Here is an 18027-nt window from a genome sequence, read left to right on the forward strand (position 1 = left end):
ATGAAAAAATTATATTTAAAACTGTTTTCTTTCCTGTTTTTAGCAGGTATATTTCCTTTTCACAGTCTATGTCAAGACTATGTAAATTGGAATGTTGCCGAGAAATATACGGCAGATTCTCTATCAGGGCATTATCGCTCCTCTCTTTTAGCAACATGGATTCCTGACACTCACCACTTTTATTATGCTATAGAAAAAAAAGGCGCGCGGAGATTCTATCTGGTCGATGCAACAAAAGGAAAAAAGAAATTGCTTTTTGATAACAAACGTTTAGCTGAAGATATTTCCCGGCTTACCCAAACAGAATATACACCCGAAAAATTAAAAATATACCGGTTAGATTTCTATAATAAAGATCTTAGTAAATTCTATATTCGCAAAGATAATAAGAACTTCGAATATAATGTAAACACAGGTAAAATCAAAATCGTTTCCACTGTTCCGGAAGTCAAGAAAAAAAGCACGGGAAGTGGTTTTCCCGCTATTCTCGGGAAAAAATCATGGGAAAAATATTCGAAAGACAATAAATTCTACATATACGGAAGAGATCATAATTTATATCTCTCACATAAAGATACGTTAGAAGATATACAATTGACAACCGATGGCGAACCGTATTTCTCCTATACTTCGAATAGCAGTGAGAAACGAGATACGGCATGTTGCTATACGCTGGCCCGTTGGATAGATGACACACATATTATTTTCGCTTTCAGAGAGGATAAACGGGCAATCAAGACAATGACTTTGGTCAACAGTCTTGCAAATCCCCGCCCGACCACAGACACTTATAAAATGCCGATGCCCGGAGATTCGGGAGTCAGCCAGTATGACATAGCTCTTTTCAATGCAGATACTCAAGAAAAAATTCCGGTTTCCATAGCTAAATATCCCGATCAGAAAGTTGATATAAGCTATTCTTCAACTCCGGGATATGTATTTTTTACCCGGAGAAGTCGTCCTGCCGATTATATCGACTTGTGCAGGCTCGATATTCATACAGGAAAAGTAGAGGAACTGATCTCGGAACATTGCGCCCCACACATGAATATCCAACTTTTCAAATATCACCTCATCAATGACGGAAAAGAAATCATCTGGTGGTCTGAAAGAAACGGGAAAGGGCAATACTTCTTGTATGATAACAACGGAAATCTGAAAAACGCCATTACCCCTCCCGACATGGTTGCCGGAACGATTATGAAACTCGATACGCTGAACCGTACGATCATTGTCGAAGGGTATGGCCGGGAAAAAGGGATCAACCCGCATTATCGATTCTTCTATAAAGTTAATCTGGACGGAAAAGGCTTTACGTTACTGACCCCTGGAAACGGAACACACAGTATAGATCTCTCTCCCGACGGAAAATACTTAATAGACAACTATTCGCGCATGGATATGCCGACAGTCAGTCAACTGATAAAAATCGCCTCGCCTAAAAAGAACACGGTACTGGAGGAAAGCGATGACTCGGAACTAAGAGAGTTGGGATGGAAACCACCCGTGTTATTCCAAATAAAAGCGGCAGACGACTCGACCGATCTTTACGGAATCATGTATCTTCCGTTCAACTTAGATACGACCCGTCTTTATCCGATTATAACAAATGTATATCCGGGTCCGCAAGACGACCAGATTCCAAGAGCATTTACGGTCGATGATAATTATAATCAATCTTTAGCTCAACTGGGTTTTGTCGTTATCAACGTAGGATCAAGAGGAAGTTCTCAAATACGAGGACGGGATTTCCATTGTTTCGGATATGGAAATTTAAGAGATTATCCGTTGGCAGATGATAAACATGCGATCGAGACACTTGCCCGCCGTTATCGATTTATCGATCTCGACCGAGTAGGAATTTACGGACATTCAGGAGGAGGATTCCAAACCGTAGCTGCCATGCTCACTTATCCGGACTTTTACAAAGTAGGTATAGCCGCATCCGGAAACCACGATAACAATTTATACATACAGTGGTGGGGTGAAACTTATCACGGAATAAAATCTCATACCGACAGCATAACGGGGAAAACCTTCTTTACCTGCAAAATTCCGACAAATAACGAACTGGCAAAAAATCTGAAAGGCCGGTTAATGCTGATCACCGGAGATGTCGATAAAAATGTACATCCGTCGACGACTTTCAGACTGGCCGACGCCTTAATGAAAGCGGATAAACGGTTCGACATGATAGTTATGCCCGGAATGGATCATGGAGTAGGGAATACTTATTATTACAATTTGATCCGCTACTACTTTGTCGAACATTTATTAAACCCGAAAAAAGAACACATCGATATCATTCATCACAAGTAATTAAAACAAGAAAGTTTTGTATGAAACTCAAGCAAGTAATAGTGAAACGCGTGTATTTATATCCGACAATATTGGCGGTCTTCATGCTGATGATTTCCGGAATAAATGCTTTTGCACAGGACAAGTCCGGCAAAATCAAAATTACCGGAACGGTCTATGATGAAACGAAACAACCGTTAGCGGGAGCTTCTGTACGAGAAGAAAGAACAAGTAACGGAACAATTACCGACCAAGACGGGAATTTTACGATTTATGTAAAAAAAGGAAGTACTATCCGTATCTCTTTCTTAGGGCTCGAATCGAAAGTAATGACGGCAAATATCGCAGGAAAGTTCGATATTATGCTGAAAGACAACACTAAAGAACTGGGTCAAGTAGTTGTGACGGGATACGGGAAAACGACTAAAGACCGGGTCACAGGTTCTGTCGGCATAGTAACCGCCAAAGACTTGAAAGGATCTCCTACTGCCAATATAGACCAGCTCCTTCAAGGGAAACTAGCTGGTGTCAGCGTACAAGCCGTTTCAGGTCGTCCGGGAGAATCTTCTACGATCCGCATACGCGGAACAAAGTCATTGACAAAAGAGAGTGCCGATCCGCTCTGGGTCATAGACGGTGTTCCCTTGCAACGTAATATTCCTAAAATCGACAACAGTCAATTATCGACCGGAGACTTCAATAATATTTTCACCAGCGGAATCGCAGGAATAGATCCGAATGAAATCGAGTCGATCAGTGTCTTAAAAGATGCTTCAGCCGCCGCAATTTACGGTTCTCAGGCTGCCGCAGGCGTTATCGTCGTAACGACCAAGCGCGGAAAAGCAGGAAAAATGCAGATCAACTACTCCGCCAATATGACGTTCGTTACCAAACCTCCCCGCAGCGCGAACCTGATGAACTCTCAAGAAAAATTAGCATGGGAGCAGGAACTATGGGATGAATTTTCGGCTGCAGGATACCAACAATACATAAGCGGAGATGAAACCGCCCATTATCCGGTAATCGGAATTGTCGGTATGATACGTTCGGGAAAAGGCGATTTCAAAGGTTGGTCAAAATCCGAACAGGACGCCTATATCTCCCAATTAGGCCAACATACGACTAATTGGTTCGACGAGATATTCCGCACCTCCATTTCGAACAGTCACCATCTCTCGTTCTCCGGTGGATCGGATAAAAGTACATACTACGTATCTGCCGGATATAATCGTAATAACGGTTTGGTAAAGAAAAGTAACTACGATCGTTACAATGTGAGTGCAAAAGTCGATATGAAACCCAATAAACGCGTTACGTTAGGCGTGACTACCGACATGGCCTATCAAATCTCTCGGGGAGCATCCCTAAATGTCGATCCGTTCAAATACGCCTACTTTGCTAACCCATACGAAATGCCGTATAACAGCGACGGTTCTTATGCCAAAGACCAGACCTATTTTACATTAGCAAAATACAACGGCTCTACAAGCTTACAAATTCCGTCAAATGGTTACAATATCCTCCGAGAAATGGAAAACACTTCGACCGAAGCGAAAAACGTAAATGTGAATGTAAATGTGAATTTAGGCATCTCGATCTTGAAAAATTTGAAATTCGAAGGATTGGGTTCTTACAGCTACACCAGCAATATCTCCGAAAATATCAACGGGCAAGACACATACGCTGCATGGGAAGACCGCCCGTTCGAAGGAAGTAGCATGTCTTCTACACGTACTTACGGATCGATTGCTCAATCCACGGCATTCAATCAAAGTTACAGCCTGCGAGGACAATTTCACTTTTCACAAACATTCGCCAATATACATAACATTAGCCTGCTAGCCGGATCGGAGATCAGACGGCAATATGCCAAAAATATTTACTCCAAAAGATACGGATACGACACGGTAACCGAAAACTCTTCCACTCCGGTATATCCGAGCGACCAAAAGGTGGATTATAATAAACTTGTTGAATTTGCCGCCCTTATGGACGGATATTCGGGGCAAAGCACCGATGAGGACGCAATGGCATCATTTTATGCTTCATTAGACTATGTATTGATGAACAAATATGTACTTAGTTATACAATGCGTACTGACGGATCAAACCGTTTCGGAAGCAAAGAACAGTTCAACCCGACCGGTTCTTTAGGTCTAAGCTGGAATATGGGAGAAGAAAATTTTATGTACCGTCTAAAACCTGTTCTCAGTTCTCTGCAACTCAGAGTATCGGGAGGATATACTGGAAAAGTCAACGCAGCAGCAACGCCCTATATCATAATGACGTATGACAAAAATTTCCGAAAAACCGACGAAACCTATTACCGCATGGGATATATTAAAAATCCCCCCAATCCAAAACTCCGCTGGGAGCGTACGTTCGATATCAGCGGATCGGTAAATGCCGGATTTTTCGATGAACGCATGCAGATAGAAATCGGCGGATACAGAAGTTTAAGTAAAGATGTTATCAGTTCGGTTTATGTTCCATATTCTACCGGGTTCAATTCTCAATCATATAATACTTCCAAAATTCTGAATAAAGGAGTCGAAGTAACCGTATCGGGACAAATCGTCAAAACAAAAGATTTTAAATTGAACGTTTCAATCAACGCAGCATACAATGCCAATGAATTAGTAGAGTACAATTCACCGTACAGTTCCTACAGTACCGAACAAGAAGGGTATCCGATCAGTTCCCTCTTCTCGGGTATATGCAACGGCATCGATCCGAAGTTGGGAATATATACTTACAAACTGCGATCCGATACCGACCGAAAAGAGAACAACTACCGAAAAGACTCGGATAATTATCGTTTCTATATCGGAACTTCCAATGCTCCTGTAAACGGGGGATACTCAGTCAATTTCTCTTACAAACAATTTTCGTTGGGAGTAAGCGGAAACTACTCTATCGGGAATAAGATAAACAGTGAGATTTCCTCCCCTGCATATTACGGCGTAGTAGGAGGTTCTGTACAAAACAGTCCGCAAACATCTCGCAGTGACCTCTACGTAAACCATCTGAATGTTTCGAAAGATGTAATAAACCGATGGACCGAGTCGAACCCGATTACCGACGGATACCCGCGTCTTGTCGATGCATACGGTACGAAGATATCTATCGATGGAAAATTTCTCGAAGACTATACAACAACCCTGTCCTATATCACGAACGGAGCTTTTATCGAGAATATTTCCTATTTCAAGATCAGCAATATCTACCTCAATTACAGTTTCCCTGACGCACAGTGGATGCGGAAAGCCTGCATCACGTCGTTCGGACTCACCGCATCGGTCAGCAATGTATGTATATTCAGTAACTACTCGGGAATAGACCCCGAAACACCGGGTGCCGTATATCCCCAAGCAAGGAATTTCACATTAGGACTTAATATCGGATTCTGATAAATTATGACATTATGAAACGACTATTTATAACATACCTTCTATTCTTAAGCCTCTCTTCCTGCAAGGAATTTCTCGATATCAAACCTCATGAAGAGACTATACCTCAAAGTGCAGAAGAGTTTTCGGCTCTCTTACATACCCACCTTAATGAACTGGACTACGGAGAAGAGTCGGCAATTATTCCGAACAGTAGCCAGATAGCAACGAACGAATCGGCCTGTGACAACTTGGAAGTCGCGCTTACCCAAACAGGAGGATCTTTATTAAAAAACTACATTGCCGATATCGCCACAACGGAAAGAACTTATTACTCTTATTATGAAATCATACGAGATTGCAATATCATACTCGGAGAGATGAAAGACTCCGAATCAGACATAGCAAAGAACGTATTGGGTACTACCTACGCCATGCGGGGAATTTGCTACTACGAACTGATGCGCCTCTATTGCGAAGTATATGATCCTCTGCAGAAATCGCAATTGGGATTGCAACTGGTCACGACATTCGATATGGAAGATCGCCCTATTCGTAGCTCCTTAGAAGAAACGATGACACTCATCGAAGAAGACTTGAAAAAAGCACTGTTCTACAACGTTCAAGAACCGATATGGCGATTTACTACCGATGTCGTAAAAGGATATCTGGCCCGCTTCTATTTCTGGACCCGACAATGGGATAATGCCATTTATTACGCAGAAGAAGTGATAAAAAGTCATCCCTTGGTAGATAGGGAAGGATACAAGGCCATGATGGAAAACGGTTATTCTCTGAAAGGGAACATGCTGATAAAGTCGGAACTGATTTCCTCTTCCAGTAGTGAACAGGAAGGAGCAGGCACTTATGAGCCCCTTAATTACAGACCTGTCAGCAAACGGTTTCTCGATACATTCAGCAATACGGAAAAGGCCAACGATATACGCTATGAAATGAATTTCTCGAAAAAACGTATCGCTACAAAATTTATTTTCTCAGGCATGCGTAGTGCCGAAATGCTTCTGATCAGAGCGGAAAGCTACTATCACAAAGGCAGTGAAGACCTTGCATTGGCGGATATCAATACCTTGAGAGGAAACCGCATATTGAACTACGAACCGTTGACACTATCTTCTCTGCCCGAACCGATACCCGGAACCGATTACATTACTCAGGACGTAACCGGAGTACCGCTCACCAAACTGATGGCATTGATACTGACCGAGCGTCGCAAAGAGCTGTTCCTCGAAAACGACCGCTTTTATGAACTGAAACGAAACGGATGCCCAGAGTTTTGGGTTGCCGTAAACGGACAAAAATATACCAGCCGAAAGTTCATGTATAACTTCCCCATCCCGATACGCGACACCAAACTTATTCCCGGTCTGCAACAAAATGAAGGTTACGAGGATTATATAATTAACTAAAAACGAAGTTATGAAACTATTAAATAAACTAATATTCGGAACAACTCTTTTTTTCGTATCAGCTGTTTTTTCAGCATGCGACTCTTACGAGGATGAAGCTCCTCGCGTAGATAACGATAATTCCTATTTTTATTTTCCAAGTACAGAGTTAACCTCATCGGAAAGAGCCGAATACGAAGCAATAAAAAAGGAATATCAAGACAATATAGGAAACTGACAATATACAAATCTCTCTCCAAATAAAATTTTAAACAAATTATAAAAAACGATTTTTCCACTAATTAATTTATTAATCTAAAAAACAGAACAAAATGAAAAAAACAGTGTATGCAATGGCTGCCATTCTGCTTTCTTTAGGATTTGCAGCCTGTTCGGAAGACGATGATGAAAAAGATGTTTTCGATGATGTAACGACAGAATTAACAGACGATGTTATTTACTCGTTCTCATACGACAATGCAACGATGTTCGAAACGGCAACAGTCGAAATTTCTCTTTTGAAAAAAGAAAACTCCACTCAATCTTTTACTGCACCGAAGGATATTACATTCCCGATCGTCGTAGATGAAACATCTACTGCCGTAGAGGGTACGCATTTCGAATTCGATGGAGAAAAGGCTCTCACCGTAGCAAAAGGAGCGTCAAAAGGCACACTCAAACTGAAACTGTTACAAAAAGAAGAAGGTAAAGATGTCATCGTCCTGAAAATACAGAAACCCCAAAACGATACCGACCGGTTTTTCTTAGGAAATAACGAATCGGTTACGATTAAAATTGCCGGAGAAACAATCGAAGTAATCAAAGGTACATGGAGTAACTGCACATGGGATAATAAAGCGTATTACGAAATGTCATATGATATTACAAACTTCCCTCAAGTAGCTACAGAAGACCAAATCACGATTACCGACCAAGGCGTTGAAGTAAATTTGAAAAGCGATCTGAAAAACTACTTTGTCGGTAACAGCAGTCTGCAATATGTAGGAGAGAAAGTTTTCCGTTTTTTAGATGACATAACAATTTCAAGAAATGTCGCTGTATTTATTTTGGATAATATCAACGCCAACTTTTCAGCAACAAGTTCGACAATTAAGGACTCTCGAGTAGGATTTACCGTAGTCAAAGACGAAAACAACGAAGAGGTTCTCGAAATGTTTATTTACTCTTATGAGCCAACGGAATTCCTCGTTGAAGATTATGAGGGTATGAAAGATTTTGCAACAGAAGATGAACCGGCTATGTATTATTATCCGTTGCGTTACCACTTCAAACGGGTACAATAACTATATATACAATTTACAAAAATAGGAAATGCTTTCATCGGCATTTCCTATTTTTTTGTATAAACGTTTTTGTTACTTTTGCTGTTGTTACTCTAAAAGCCTATTTGAATTTTACTCAGATCAGGTTTGAGAGTTTCTTTCGAGGAAAAACAGAAAAAAAGACCGGAAGAAAACACAAAGATGACCTGATAATATTTTTTGATTGGAAAATTCAGACAGGCTCTAAAACCTAATTTCAAAAAAATGGAAACAAAGAAATTTAAAACAAACGCCAAATGCGGAGGATGTGTTGCCCAAATAGCAGAATCACTCAATAAAATATTACCTCGTGAACAATGGGATATAGATCTGAACAGTGCAGATAAAATACTGTCCGTAACATCCGATCAATCGGATGCCGTCATCATAAAAGCGGTTAGCGATGCCGGATTTAAAGCCGAAAAAATCGATTAGACCCTATAAAGAAATAACGGAACTATGGGAAACAGACTTGATAATATCATGTAATGTTCTTTCTTTAACAGAATGAACAACAGATACGATAGCGTACCTAAACCTTCCCTTTATATTACAAAATAAAAGCGATTCCGTTATTTCAATATCATTTTATTGCTATTACCGTCCTTTTCTTTAACTTTGCACAAGTTAAACAACTATAATTATGGACGAACAGATAAAGCAAATTGCGATCCGGTTAAAAGGACTGCGCGATGTACTCGACCTGACTACTCAAGACGTGGCTCAGGCCTGTGGCATTTCTGAAGAAAAATACATAGCATTAGAATCGGGAGAACAAGATATTCCCGTAAGTATATTACATCAAATCAGCCTGCATTACGGTATAGACTTATCTGCACTGATGTTCGGTGACGAACCGCGCATGAATGCATACTTTTTAACCCGCAAAGGAAAAGGTGCTGCCGTCGAAAGAACAAAAGCTTATAAATACCAATCTCTGGCAGCCGGATTTATGAACCGTAAAGCCGACCCGTTTATCGTTACCGTAGAACCGGGAAACGAATCAGCCCCCGTACATTTGAACAGCCATCCGGGACAAGAATTCAACCTTGTGATAGAAGGACACATGATGCTGCAGATCGGAGACAAGCAATTGTTCCTTAATGAAGGCGACAGCATATACTTCGACGCTAACCGTCCTCACGGCATGAAAGCCCTTGATGGTAAACGAGTTCAATTCCTTGCTATAATTATCTAATTAAAGTCCTATTTTTATAATATGTTAGAAAGATTTCTAAAACAAACCTCTTTTTCGTCACAAGAGGATTTTATGCAGAATTTTAAAGTTCTCGTACCTGAGAACTTTAATTTCGGATATGACGTCGTTGACGAATGGGCTCGGATCGCTCCAGAAAAAAAAGCCCTTTGCTGGACAAATGATAAAGGAGAACATATCGATTTTACTTTTGCCGATATAAAAAGAGAAAGTGATAAAACCGCCTCCTATTTCCAATCATTGGGTATAAGACACGGAGACATGGTTATGCTCATTTTGAAGCGAAGATTTGAATTCTGGTTTTCTATCATAGCACTACACAAGTTAGGAGCAGTATGTATTCCGGCGACACACCTCCTTACCGAAAAAGATATTATATATCGTTGTAATGCAGCCGATATAAAAATGATCGTAGCAGTAGGTGAAGATATCGTCACAGGTCATGTAGATCGTTCCCTGGCCGCATCTCCGTCTTTACAGCACTGCGTATCGGTAGGTCCTGTGATTCCGAAAGGCTGGGACGATTTCCATGCCGGTATCGAGGCGGCAGCACCATTCTCTCGCCCGGCATTCGTCAACACAAACGAAGATACCTCTCTCCTTTATTTTACGTCCGGAACTACAGGAAATCCGAAGATGGTCGCTCACGATTTCACCTATCCTCTGGGTCATATCATTACCGGAAGCTTTTGGCACAATCTGAACGAAAAAAGTCTGCACCTGACTTTGGCCGACACGGGTTGGGGGAAAGCCGTATGGGGAAAATTATACGGGCAATGGATCGCCGGAGCAAATGTATTTGTTTACGATTTCGACAAATTCACGCCTGCAGATGTATTGGGTATGATAGAAAAATACCATATTACTTCATTCTGCGCCCCTCCTACCGTATTCAGATTCTTAATACGAGAAGATCTGAGCAAATTCAATATTTCGTCCCTAAAATATTGTACGATTGCGGGAGAGGCTCTGAATCCTAAAGTCTATGAGGAATTTTATCGCATTACCGGCATTAAATTGATGGAAGGTTTCGGACAGACGGAAACGACCCTGACTGTCGCAACCTATCCGTGGGTAGAACCTAAACCCGGTTCTATGGGAATACGCAATCCCCAATATGACATCGATTTGCTGACGAACGACGGACGATGGGCAGAAGAGGGAGAACAGGGACAAATCGTAATCCGTACCGATAAAGGGAAACCGCTGGGACTCTTCAAAGAGTATTATCGTGACCCCGAAAAAACAAAAGAAGCTTATCATGACAACATCTACTATACCGGAGATGTTGCTTGGAGAGATGAGGACGGATACTATTGGTTCGTAGGTCGTGCCGACGATGTAATTAAATCATCGGGCTATCGTATCGGTCCGTTCGAAGTAGAAAGCGCTTTAATGACTCATCCGGCAGTCGTAGAATGTGCAATCACGGGAGTTCCCGATGAAATACGCGGACAAGTAGTCAAGGCAACCATCGTTTTGGCAAAAGATTACAAAGAACGTGCCGGAGAAGCTCTCATCAAAGAAATACAAGATCACGTAAAACATGTTACAGCTCCTTACAAATATCCGCGAATCGTAGAATTTGTAGAGGAATTGCCGAAAACGATCAGTGGAAAAATCCGACGGGTAGAGATACGGGATAAAGACCATAAATAAAATACACATATATGTTAAGCAACGATTGGTTTGCCGGAGAATCGGAATCGGATAAAGGTAGGATTATCACCCGGGGACGTATGTTTGCCGAAAACGGTAACACCTCCGGGGTATTCCGTACCCGGGTAGAAATACAATGGAAATACAAAGGGGAAACAGACGGTATGCCGTCTGCCGATGAAACCGAAGTGATAGACCGGATCATGAGTTTGCTTACAGAAGCACTCGAAAGATCGAAGATCGCAATTCTAACGGCTATTCATATCGGCGGCAAGCAAGCTTTATATGTTTATTATACACAAGAATTACAAGCCTTTTCGGGAAAAGTAAACGAGCTATTAGGAAAACTTCCGTCCTTACCTATACAAATAGGTGCAACCGGAGACCCTGATTGGACAGACTATAAACAAATGCTTAAGAAATTCGGAATCAATCATTAAATAACTATTCTTTTTATGTTTCAATATAAACGAATAGCGGTAAAAATAGGTAGTAATGTACTGACACGGAAAGACGGTACTCTTGATATTACCCGAATGTCAGCTTTGGTAGATCAAATAGCCGAACTGCATAAAGCCGGAATGGAAATCGTTCTTATCTCATCCGGAGCTGTCGCCTCGGGACGCAGCGAACTGAAACAACATCGAAAATTGGATGCGGTTTCGGCCCGACAATTATTTTCGGCCGTAGGTCAGGCTAAACTGATAAACCGTTATTTCGAACTTTTCCGCGAGCATGGAATTGCTTGCGGCCAAGTGTTGACGATGAAAGAGAATTTTGCGACCCGGCAACACTATCTCAATCAAAGACACTGTATGGAAGTCATGATCGAAAACGGAGTTATTCCTATCGTGAACGAAAATGATACGATCTCGGTAACCGAATTGATGTTTACGGATAATGACGAACTTTCCGGTCTGATCGCATCAATGATGAATATGGAAGCTTTGATTATACTCAGTAACATCGACGGCATTTACAACGGTAATCCCGAAAATCCTCAAAGCCGGGTCATTACGGAAATTACAGGAAACAGACAGAACCTGTCCGAATATATACAGACAAAAAAATCTTCTTTCGGAAGAGGGGGGATGCTGACAAAATGCAATATAGCAAGAAAAGTTGCAGATGAAGGAATTATGGTTATTATCGCTAATGGCAAAAAAGAGAATATCCTTCCTGACGTATTGCGAAAAAACAGCAATACGGTATGTACCCGGTTTTTACCGGCAGAGAAGCCTGCATCCAGCATAAAAAAATGGATCGCTCACTCCGAAGGCTTTGCAAAGGGAGAAATACACATCAACGCATGCGCACAAGAGACATTGATGTCTCATCAGGCCGCAAGTCTATTGCCGATAGGCGTAACCCGGATCGAAGGAGATTTCGAAAAAGATGATATCGTACGAATTTTTGATCATGAAGGGAATCAAATAGGAGTAGGACGTATCGGATATAACAGCGAAAAAGCTCGTTCTCTCATCGGGAAACAGGGTGCTCGCCCCCTTATTCATTATGATTATTTATATTTAGATTAATCTTCAAACGGTATATTCATGAAACAGGTTCAAAAACCTATCTATCTTTTGCTTTAAAATAATATAACTATTTATACACTCATAACTACACACACATGAAAAAATTTTTGGAGTATTATCTGCTAATATCGGCAGTATGTTTTTGGCTCATAGACAGCCATGCCGAAACGAAAGATTTATGTCCGCAACAACGTTACGAACAAATGCAACGGGAACTGGCTACAGGCTGGAATACGTGGGATACCCGCAGTGCCCTTACGCATGTGCTGCTCCCTTATGGTGTAGCTATCGACCTACACGTAATCGACGGGAAAGGGATACGAAAAAATTCCTTTACCATAGGAAGCGGCCTGTTACATGCCGGGCCACATACTTATGACGGGAAATATACCGATATAAGTCTTCGATGGAACGATCAAAAATTACGGATCGAGAGTTCTGCCGATTCTTTAGAGAACATTATTCGAATTACTCCTTTAGAAGGAAATAATCCGGAAGGGAAAATCATCGTGGTCTTAAAAGGCGTGTGGCAACGCGATGTAAAAATACAAGTTAACGGTCAACAATTTCAATTCCGCCCCGGCAACCTAAAACAAGAAATCAAAGGTCAAGCGTACGGAAAATGGATAAAAAGCGAACGGAACGAGATCACATTCTCTACACAAGAACCGGTTACCATTTGTTGTGGCTCAGATATAGAACCAGTAAAAGCCCAAAACAAATTACGCGAATCCGCCGATCGTTTCGTAAATAACAACAAAAAACAATACGGAGACGATTATGAGGTATATAACGCCATGCAGAATGTCCTTTCCTGGGACAATATATACGACCCGACCATCCGCAAAGTTATTACCCCTGTCAGCCGGGACTGGAATATAAACTGGAGTTCTAACCCCAACTACGGAGGATTCGTACTTTTCTGTTGGGACTCTTATTTTGCCTCCATGATGTTTTCGGCTGGGAATCGGGAACTTGCCTACGCCAATGCAGTCGAAATAACCAAATCAATTACGGAATCGGGCTTCGTTCCTAATTTCTATTCAGGAAATGATTATAAGTCGAGAGATCGTTCCCAACCCCCTGTAGGATCATTAGCTGTATGGAGTCTATATAAGAAATACGGAGACAAATGGCTGTTAGAATTACTTTATCCCGATCTTATCAGATGGAACCGATGGTGGGATAAGAACCGAAATATCGACGGATTATTATGTTGGGGATCTTCACCCTATCCTCGGGTAACCTATCGCAATCATGAATACGGCAGCGTCAACAACCATTACGGAGGTTGTTTGGAATCGGGACTGGATAACTCCCACATGTTCGACAATGTACCATTCGATACCGAACGACACATGCTTCTACAAAACGATGTCGGGCTATCGAGCCTTTATATTATGGATTGCAAATTATTGGCACTTATCGCTCAAGAGTTAGGATATAAAAAAGATGTAAAAGAACTCAGAAAACGAGCAAAACAATACAGCATCGAATTACAAAAATTGTGGGATGAAGAAGAAGGTCTTTACTACAATCGAAGAACCGATACAGGGAAAAAGAATCCACGTATATCTCCGACCAACTTTTATCCTATGTTGGCAAATATTCCCAGCCAAACTCAAGCTGAACGTATGGTAAAAGAACATTTGATGAATCCCCAGGAATTCTGGGGAGAATGGGTTATTCCCGCTACTCCCCGCAACGATCCGGCTTTCAAAGACAATGATTACTGGAGAGGCCGCATCTGGGCTCCTCTCAATTTTCTCGTATATATGGGATTACAAAATTACGACTTACCTGAAGTACGCAAAGCTGTCGCTCAAAAATCGAAAGCGTTGTTATTGAAGGAATGGCTTAAAGACGGATCGGTGTATGAAAATTACGACTCGGTTTTAGGGGAAGGTCCGCATAGACGCAGCGACCGTTTCTACCATTGGGGAGCACTGCTGAGCTATATAGCATTAATCGAAGACGGATATATCGCCCCAATAAAAATAAATGATTAGAGAAACCGGTTATCACAAATACGAAAATAGAGCAGGCAAAGACAACTTTTTCCCTGCTTTATTTTTTATCTGCAATATTTTTCACATATTTATACCTTACAAGAAAAAATACTATTTATTATAAATATACTAAAGTACACCTCATATATATTCAAAAACAATTTGTATCTATCTAAAGCAACTTTATTATCATAACAGATCCTATCCTTTGAAAAACGGTTCAACAGTACAGTATATATATGATTTCCTACGGTCAATGTATATGCAACTCTTATTGCATCTTTCAACAAGAAAGATATTTCGGGCAAGTTTTTTCTTAATAAAACGGGGATAGCAAGCAGAAAAACATGGAAAGAAGACTTTTATAAATAAGTTTTTATTTAAATCTTCATCTGATACCATTAAAAAGCACCATAAAAACAACATCCCGATTGGTGTTTTATCAATCGGGATGTTGTTTTTATAATAAACATTCACACAAAAGCGAATTATTCAAAGAACTTATTTCTCCTTTACTACCGTCTTTTTCGTTGCAGATTTAGTTTTACTTTCTCCGGCTACAGCTTTTTCTGCTTTCACCCGAGCAATCTTTTCCGCCTTTGCAGACTTTAATTCTTTACGCAATAACTCTATCTCGGACGCCTGATTACGAATAGTAGTAATCAGAGAGTTCAACTCTTCATTTTCAATCGAATCAGGATATTGAGCTTTTACCCGCACAATAAAATCGCTCAAAACATTCATATAGTTGGTAAACGCTTCATAAGGCGAATCATAAGGGCTATAATGACTATGTACCGCACCATCGGAAAAATGCTTAGTACACATATAATAAAAATGGTCGCTCGCCTGTAAATAATTCCAATCTTGTTTTAAACGACGGTCATTACACAGCCGCACCCGTTCAGCCATAGAATACAGCTTCTCGAAAGCTTCGTTCTGAAGCAAATTACCTAACCAAGCACTGGTATCCCGTTCCTCATCAGCCCAAGATATGGGATAAGTAACAGATAAAGAATCTACCGGTTTCAACTTAGAAATAATCTCAGCAGGAGTAGAAAATGAGATACCTTTCTCTTCGGCAAAACGGGGAAGAGCCTTCATAAACTCAAAAATACCGGTTTCCCGAGGTTGCAGTTCTCCTAATGTTTCATAATTCATAAACAGATTTATAATCTGTTCTGTTTCAGGAAGAGCTGTAATCCAGTTTATAAACTTATCGGCAGTCAACGGATATTCATTCCACTCATAGTTCGAAAATCGGAAAGAAATATCATCGCTCAATTTAGAATTTTTAAGAAGCAGCTTCAGTTTCGGGGCAGCAGCCGAACTGTACAAATAATTCGGGCTTTTCCATCCTAAAATATGCTTAGCTCCCTCCGTAATACATCCTTTAAATCCCATGGATGCAACCATCCCGGCTATTTCATCGGAATAGATCAACTCGGTATTGCGAAATACTTTAGGCCGTTGCCCGAACAACATTTCGATTTTATCATCGTGCATTTTGACCTGATCGACAAATTCTTCCGGATCTTTAAGAGAAGCCAAAGAGTGTGCATACGTTTCGGAAAGGAACTCTACGCATCCTGTCTTTGCCAAGTCCCTCATACTATCGATAAATTCCGGTACATAAATCTCGAACTGTTCCAATGCAACTCCCGAAATCGAAAACGCGACTTTAAATTTCCCGTTCGAGTTCTTGATCATCTCCAGTAAAGTATAGTTTGCAGGAATATAAGAACGGTGAGCTATACGGCTCATTATTTCTTCATTATTAAAATCGTCATAGTAATAATGATCGTTGCCTATATCAAAGAAACGATAACGTTTCAGACGGAACGGCTGATGAATTTGAAAATAAAAACAGATGGTTTTCATATCATGTTATTTTTTATTTCTGATTAATTAAAACATAAGGCCGATCTATCGGTAAATTACTTTATTATAAATGTCAATTACTTTTTGACCGGCATACACCCATTTGATCTCATCGACCTCTTTTTTCCCTTCAATCTTTAATTGCTGGTACATTGCAGGATAGGTAATTATCGAGTAAATAGCATCTGCCATCGCATCAACATCCCAATAATCGGTCTTTATTGCATTCGTCAAAATTTCCGCACATCCCGATTGTTTCGAGATAATAGAGGGAACTCCCACCTGCATGGCTTCAAGAGGAGATATCCCGAACGGTTCAGAGACAGAAGGCATTACATAAACATCGCTCGCTTTCAACATTTCATAAACCTGCTTTCCTTTAAGGAAACCTGTAAAATGAAAATGATCCGAAATATTGCGTTGAGCGGCGAGGCGTATCATCTTATTCATCATATCCCCGCTTCCCGCCATAACGAAACGTACATTATTATTTTTCCGCAATACCTGAGCCGCAGCCTCTACAAAATATTCAGGACCTTTCTGCATCGTAATGCGCCCTAAGAACGTTACGACTTTTTCTTTTGTATTGCGAGGTATATTAATAGCCTTGATTTCCTCACTCAACGGCTCGACGGCATTATGAACGGTTGTTACCTTGGCCGGATCGATATTATATTTTTCAATAACCGTCTTACGTGTCAAATTACTTACGGTGATAATATGATCTGCCTGATTCATACCATCCTTTTCTATGGCATAGACCGTAGGATTTACATTTCCCCGACTCCGATCGAAATCTGTCGCATGTACATGTATTACCAATGGCTTTCCGGTCACTTGTTTGGCATGAATCCCTGCCGGATAAGTAAGCCAGTCATGAGAATGAATCACATCGCAAGGATAGGTTCTGGCAATCACTCCGGCAACAATAGAATAATTATTGATTTCTTCCAACAGGTTATCAGGATATCGACCCGAAAATTCTATACATCCCAAATCATTAAGATGCATATAATTGAAATCTGCATAAATATGATCTCTCAGATTAAAATATTCTTGAGGATCCATATATCGTCCTAACCGATCTCGTATTTGTTCCCAAGAAACATCACGCCAAGCAATCGGTGTATTACATGCTCCTACAATATGGGCAAAACTTTTATCTTCATCTCCCCACGGCTTGGGTATAACAAACGTAATATCCATATTTCCGCATTCAGACATACCTTTGGTAAGTCCATAGCTGGCAGTTCCCAAGCCTCCGAGAATATGCGGTGGAAATTCCCACCCGAACATGAGTGCTTTCATA

General features: G+C 40.8%; 13 protein-coding genes. 11 read left to right on the forward strand and 2 right to left on the reverse strand.

The window, feature by feature from the left end; all coding sequences use genetic code 11:
* From QUE35_RS06915 to QUE35_RS06965, 11 genes are all read left to right on the forward strand, one after another.
* A complete protein-coding gene (locus tag QUE35_RS06915) occupies positions 1–2319 on the forward strand; it encodes a S9 family peptidase (protein ID WP_022601188.1) in 2319 nt (772 codons plus the stop codon).
* A gap of 20 nt (positions 2320–2339) precedes the next feature.
* On the forward strand, positions 2340–5708 hold the full coding sequence (locus QUE35_RS06920; RefSeq protein ID WP_031258600.1) for a SusC/RagA family TonB-linked outer membrane protein: 3369 nt from the start codon (positions 2340–2342) through the stop codon (positions 5706–5708).
* Between the two features lie 14 nt (positions 5709–5722).
* The gene (locus tag QUE35_RS06925) at positions 5723–7114 is read left to right on the forward strand and encodes a RagB/SusD family nutrient uptake outer membrane protein (RefSeq protein ID WP_022601190.1); all 1392 of its coding nucleotides are present in this window, start codon (positions 5723–5725) and stop codon (positions 7112–7114) included.
* Positions 7115–7124: 10 nt separating this feature from the next.
* On the forward strand, positions 7125–7331 hold the full coding sequence (locus QUE35_RS06930) for a hypothetical protein (protein ID WP_022601191.1): 207 nt from the start codon (positions 7125–7127) through the stop codon (positions 7329–7331).
* Between the two features lie 94 nt (positions 7332–7425).
* The gene (locus QUE35_RS06935) at positions 7426–8397 is read left to right on the forward strand and encodes a DUF4843 domain-containing protein (protein ID WP_022601192.1); all 972 of its coding nucleotides are present in this window, start codon (positions 7426–7428) and stop codon (positions 8395–8397) included.
* A 243-nt stretch (positions 8398–8640) separates the two neighbouring features.
* Complete coding sequence (locus QUE35_RS06940) at positions 8641–8850, forward strand: heavy-metal-associated domain-containing protein (protein ID WP_022601194.1); 210 nt, start codon at positions 8641–8643, stop codon at positions 8848–8850.
* Between the two features lie 208 nt (positions 8851–9058).
* Positions 9059–9613 (forward strand): helix-turn-helix domain-containing protein, encoded by a 555-nt coding sequence (locus QUE35_RS06945; RefSeq protein ID WP_009318566.1) that lies wholly within the window; start codon positions 9059–9061, stop codon positions 9611–9613.
* Positions 9614–9634: 21 nt separating this feature from the next.
* Positions 9635–11290, forward strand: coding sequence for an AMP-binding protein (locus QUE35_RS06950; protein WP_022601195.1), 1656 nt, complete (start codon positions 9635–9637; stop codon positions 11288–11290).
* A gap of 11 nt (positions 11291–11301) precedes the next feature.
* Complete coding sequence (locus tag QUE35_RS06955) at positions 11302–11730, forward strand: DUF695 domain-containing protein (protein ID WP_122329720.1); 429 nt, start codon at positions 11302–11304, stop codon at positions 11728–11730.
* A gap of 15 nt (positions 11731–11745) precedes the next feature.
* Positions 11746–12828, forward strand: coding sequence for a glutamate 5-kinase (gene proB / locus QUE35_RS06960; RefSeq protein WP_009318563.1), 1083 nt, complete (start codon positions 11746–11748; stop codon positions 12826–12828).
* Positions 12829–12923: 95 nt separating this feature from the next.
* Entirely contained in the window at positions 12924–14837 is a 1914-nt protein-coding gene (locus QUE35_RS06965; RefSeq protein WP_022601197.1) for an MGH1-like glycoside hydrolase domain-containing protein, read from the forward strand.
* A 501-nt stretch (positions 14838–15338) separates the two neighbouring features.
* Here QUE35_RS06965 and QUE35_RS06970 read toward each other — a convergent pair.
* Together QUE35_RS06970 and QUE35_RS06975 are read right to left on the reverse strand one after the other, a co-directional pair.
* Complete coding sequence (locus QUE35_RS06970) at positions 15339–16718, reverse strand: glycoside hydrolase family 57 protein (protein WP_022601198.1); 1380 nt, start codon at positions 16716–16718, stop codon at positions 15339–15341.
* Between the two features lie 45 nt (positions 16719–16763).
* Positions 16764–18026 (reverse strand): glycosyltransferase family 4 protein, encoded by a 1263-nt coding sequence (locus QUE35_RS06975; RefSeq protein ID WP_031258602.1) that lies wholly within the window; start codon positions 18024–18026, stop codon positions 16764–16766.
* Position 18027: the final 1 nt, after the last annotated feature.

Origin of the sequence: Coprobacter fastidiosus (assembly GCF_030296935.1) — a bacterium.
Taxonomy (GTDB): Bacteria; Bacteroidota; Bacteroidia; order Bacteroidales; family Coprobacteraceae; genus Coprobacter; species Coprobacter fastidiosus.